Annotated in this window: 3 protein-coding genes; all 3 read left to right on the top strand. The window is 70.3% G+C overall.

The genetic code is table 11. The features are described from left to right. Window position 1: 1 nt before the first annotated feature. Genes AC13HU_RS33945 through AC13HU_RS33935 form a run of 3 tightly spaced genes read left to right on the top strand, consistent with a single transcriptional unit; the run spans window position 2 to window position 3,656 of the window. Complete coding sequence (locus tag AC13HU_RS33945; RefSeq protein WP_483045836.1) at window positions 2-1,150, top strand: MCE family protein; 1,149 nt, start codon at window positions 2-4, stop codon at window positions 1,148-1,150. After that, complete coding sequence (locus AC13HU_RS33940) at window positions 1,147-2,358, top strand: MCE family protein (RefSeq protein ID WP_483045835.1); 1,212 nt, start codon at window positions 1,147-1,149, stop codon at window positions 2,356-2,358. Before AC13HU_RS33945 ends, AC13HU_RS33940 begins: the two co-directional genes overlap by 4 nt. Next, the gene (locus tag AC13HU_RS33935; protein WP_483045834.1) at window positions 2,358-3,656 is read left to right on the top strand and encodes an MCE family protein; all 1,299 of its coding nucleotides are present in this window, start codon (window positions 2,358-2,360) and stop codon (window positions 3,654-3,656) included. Before AC13HU_RS33940 ends, AC13HU_RS33935 begins: the two co-directional genes overlap by 1 nt. Window positions 3,657-3,714 lie beyond the last annotated feature (58 nt).

Below are 3,714 nucleotides of genomic sequence, written 5' to 3'. Positions count from 1 at the left end.
CGTGGTGTCCGTGGTGGTCGTGCTGGTGATCGTCGCGGCCGCGGCCGTCACCGCCGGGTTCGTCGCCTTCGGCGGGCCCTCCGGCAAGCACGTCACCGCGTACTTCGACCGTACGGTCGGCGTGTACGCCGGCTCCGACCTGCGCATCCTCGGCGTGAAGGTCGGCACGGTGGAGTCCGTCAAGCCGCAGGGCAAGCAGGTCAAGGTGTCGCTGCGGCTCGACCACGGCATCAAGGTGCCGGCGCGGGCCGGCGCCGTGGTGGTCGCGCCCAGCGTGGTCGCCGACCGCTACGTCCAGCTCACCCCCGCGTACACCGGCGGCCCCCAACTGGCCGACCACGGCGTCATCCCGGCCGGCCGCACCGCGACGCCGGTCGAGATCGACCAGCTCTACGCCTCCGTCACCCAGCTCAGCAAGGCACTCGGCCCCAACGGCGCGAACACCACCGGCGCCCTGTCGAACCTGCTCGACGTCGGGGCACAGAACCTCAAGGGCAACGGCAAGGACATCGGCAACAGCATCGACCAGCTCGGCCAGGCCACCAAGACCCTCAACGGCCACAGCGACGACCTGTTCTCCACCCTCGCCTACCTCCAGTCCTTCACCACCATGCTCAAGAACAACGACGGCAAGGTGAAGACCGCCACCGACCAACTCTCCACCGTCAGCGGCTTCCTCGCCGACGACAAGGAGGACCTCGGCGGCGCGTTGCAGCAACTGTCCACCGCGCTCGGCTCGGTGAAGACGTTCATCCAGGACAACCGCAGCCGGCTGAAGACCAGCATCACCAAGCTCACCCCGATCACCCAGACGCTCGTCGACCAGCGTGCCTCGCTCGCCGAACTCCTCGACGACGCCCCGCTCGCCGCCGACAACCTCCTCAACACGTACAACCCGAAGACCGGCACGCTCGACGGCCGCACCGACATCAACGAGCTGAGCATGGGCGGCAGCGTCGACCCGACCGACACGACGAAGACGGCGGGCACGGCGGGCACGGCCGGTTCCTCCGGTTCCTCCGCGGCCAGGAAGAACGCCTCCGCCGGCAGCAGCAGCACCACCCCGCCGTTGCCGCTGCCACCGGTCGGCACGGTCTACGGCAGCAACGGCAGTGACAGCAGCAGCGGCAGCAAGGGAGCGGCCAAGTGAACGCGCGCCACGCGGCCGCCGCGGCCCTGCTCACCGCGACCGCCCTCACCCTCACCGGCTGCTCCTTCACCAACGTGCAGAGCATGCCGCTGCCCGGCGGCGCCAACCTCGGCAGCCACCCCTACACCGTCAAGGCCCAGTTCGCCGACGTCCTCGACCTGGTGCCGCAAGCATCGGTACGGGTCAACGACGTCGCCGTCGGCCGGGTCACCAAGATCGCGCTGGCGCACAGCGGTTGGTCGGCGATCGTCACCATGAAGCTCAACGGCAATGTGAAGCTGCCCGCGAACGCCTACGCGCACCTGGAGCAGTCCAGCCTGCTCGGCGAGAAGTACGTCGAACTCGCGGACCCGCCCAGCACCGAGCCCGCCACCGGGAAACTCGAAGCCGGCACCACCATCCCCACCTCGCACACCAACCGCAACCCCGAGGTCGAAGAGGTCTTCGGCGCGCTGTCCCTGGTGCTCAACGGCGGTGGCATCCAGCAGATCCACACCATCAGCACCCAGCTCAACAAGGCGCTCAGCGGCAACGAACCCGCGGTCCGCGACATGCTCACCCAGGTCAACACGCTCGTCTCCGACCTGGACGCCCACAAGAAGGACATCACCGACGCGCTCGACGGCGTCAACAAGCTCTCCGCGACCCTCGCCACCCGCGACCAGAAGATCGGCACCGTGCTCACCGGCCTCAGCCCCGGCCTGAAGGTGCTGGAACAGCAGCGCGGTTCGCTGGTCACGATGCTGCGCTCGCTGGACACCCTCTCGGGCGTCGCCACCGACACCGTCAACCGGAGCAAGGACGACATCGTCGCCGACCTGAAGTCCCTCGGCCCCACGCTCCAGCGGCTCGCCGACGCCGGTGACGACCTGCCCGACTCCCTCCAGGTGCTGCTCACCTACCCGTTCACCGACCAGGTGGTCAACGGCGTCAAGGGCGACTACCTCAACGTCTACCTCGACCTCACCGCGGCCCCCGGCACGCAGCTCATCCCCGAACTCCAGGCCGACAACAGCACCTTCCCGGGACACCCCGCCGACCCCGCGCCGAACTCGGCCAAGTCCGCGAAGAGCCCGCCGTTGCCGCTGCCCTCGATCACCACCACAGGGGCCGGCAGCGCACCGACCATCACCGCACCGACCACGACCGCACCGACGACCACCGCACCGCGCACCTCCTCGTCGGCCACCACCCCGGGGGGCCACTGATGTTGACCCGCGCCACCATCGCCAAGAACATCGCCTTCCTGATCGTCGCGGTCCTCGTGATCGGCTTCGTCGGCGTCCGCTACGCCGACCTCGGCCGCTACGTCGGCCTGCGCGGCTACTACACGGTGGACGTCCAACTCCCGGAGACCGGCGGCCTGTTCGAGCATTCCGACGTCACCTACCGGGGCGTCTCGGTCGGCCGGGTCGGCCCGATCCGGCTCACCCCCGACGGCGTGCAGGCGGAACTGCGGATCAACAACTCCGCCCCGCACATCCCGGCCCGGCTCTCCGCGGTCGTCGCGAACCTGTCCGCGGTCGGCGAGCAGTACATCGACCTGCAACCCACCACCAGCAACGGGCCCTACCTGCACGGCGGTTCGACCATCGTGCAGGCCAGCACCAAGGTGCCCGCGCCGGTCACCAACCTGCTCACCAGCGTCAACGACCTCGCCCAGTCAGTGCCGTTGGACGCCCTGCGCACCGATGTGAACGAACTCGGCCTGGCGTTCAGCGGCCAGGGCGACAACCTCCAGTCCCTGCTCGACACCAGCAGCGAGTTCCTGACCGCCGCCGACGCCAACCTCCCCGTCGACACCACGCTCATGAACGACGGGCAGACGGTGCTGCGCACCCAGGTCGGCGAGTCCGACGCGATCAAGAACTTCGCCACCAGCGCCAACCAACTCGCCGCGCAGCTCGACGACTCCGACACCGACCTGCGCCGGCTCATCGCGGCCGCGCCCGGCGCCGCGACCCAGGTCAGCGCGCTGCTGCGGGACGTCGGCCCCAACCTCAGCGTGGTGCTGGCCAACCTGCTGACCACCTCCGACATCGCCGTGACCCGGCAGAACGGCATCCAGGAGTTCCTGGTGAAGATGCCCGCCGTGGCCGCCGCGGGCTCCTCGGCGGTGAAGGACGGCAAGCTGAACTTCGGCATGGCGGTCACCTTCTTCTCGCCGCTGCCGTGCACCTCCGGGTACGGGAGCACCACCTACCGCAACGGCCTCGACACCAGCCCGCCGGCCACCGCGTTCAACACCGCGGCCCGCTGCACCGCGCCCGCCTCCTCCGGCACCGACGTACGGGGCTCCGCGCACGCCCCCGGCGGTGGCGGGGTGCCGACGCCCGCGCAGCCCGGGTCCGTCCTGCCGACGTCCACCCAGGCGTCCACCGCTGGATCGCCCGCGGCCACGCCCGCCGTGGGACCGGCCCTTCCCGGCGCCCTCGCCCTGCCCGCGCTGCCCGCCGCCGGACCCACCACCATGGCGGGCCTGCTCGGCCTGGAGGACCAACGATGAGCGCCACGACGGATGAGGCGGAGCCCGACGTGAGTACGGAGGCGGAGCCGGACAGGGG

This window comes from Streptomyces sp. NH27, assembly GCF_056859195.1.
Note: the sequence above shows the minus strand (reverse complement) of the source record. Positions and strands in the feature narration are given on the sequence as shown.